General features: G+C 47.0%; 1 protein-coding gene. It reads right to left on the bottom strand.

Annotation, left to right across the window (positions count from 1 at the left end; genetic code table 11):
• Positions 1–1,040: condensation domain-containing protein (locus PULV_RS00045; protein WP_227009314.1), on the bottom strand; the 1,040-nt coding region annotated here is incomplete at both ends.

Here is a 1,040-nt window from a genome sequence, read left to right as displayed (position 1 = left end):
GTCAGCATGATTTGAAACAAAGGTGTGAGTGCTATCGTGCGAGGCACATTCAACAGCTCAACCACTTCTTCAAATGGCAATTCCTGATGGGCGTGAGCGTCTAAGTTGACTTGTTTGACGTGCGATAACAATCCTTCTATGTTATCCGCCTGCGCACAATCAACACGTAAGACTAATGTATTGACGAAAAAGCCGATTAAACCTTCTAATGATTCATGCAAGCGCCCTGCTACCGGCGTACCTACAACGACATCGCTACTTTGACCGTAGCGCGACAACACCACACTTAGCACCGTATGAATCACCATAAACGGTGTCATATCATGCTGTTTGGCTAAACGCTTAAGTTGAGTAACAACCTCCGCTGGCAACGTTGCAGATACTACCGCACCTTGATGGCTTGGCATCGCCGGACGTGGGAAGTCCAGTGGTAGCTGATGTAACGCTGGCGCGCCTAACAGCTGGTTTTTCCAATAGTTTTTCAGTGATGCAAGCGTTTCACCTTGCAACTTATTACGTTGCCACAACGAATAATCTAAGTATTGGCATGGTAACGCTGGTAAACTTTCTTGTTGCCCGGCAACTAATGATTCATACAATGTGCTGAATTCATTCACTAGCACATTCATCGACCATCCATCTGAAGCGATATGGTGTATTGTTAACAACAACACACCTGCGCCATTAGCCGCATCACATTGCAACCAGCTTACACGCAGCATCACATCTTGGCTTAAATCAAACGCCTTTGCTGCTTCCGCATCCACTGCCTCTTGAATGGCTTGTTCCTGTGCCGCGTTTGCTAGCGCACTAATGTCACGGCGAGAGATTGCCCAATCCAGTTCAGCTAGAACTCGTTGGTACGCAACCCCTTCTTCACTACCGTAGACTGTGCGGAGTATTTCATGTCTTTCTAGCAAGGCAATAAAAGCAGCCTCAGCCTTATCTACGTTAAAACTACCTGCCACACGCAGCGCAAAAGACATGTTGTAATGGGCTGAGCCCCCTTCAAACTTATCTATTGCCCACAATCGTTGTTG

This window comes from Pseudoalteromonas ulvae UL12 (assembly GCF_014925405.1).
Classification (GTDB): Bacteria; Pseudomonadota; Gammaproteobacteria; order Enterobacterales; family Alteromonadaceae; genus Pseudoalteromonas; species Pseudoalteromonas ulvae.
This window is presented reverse-complemented; position numbering and strand designations above follow the sequence as displayed.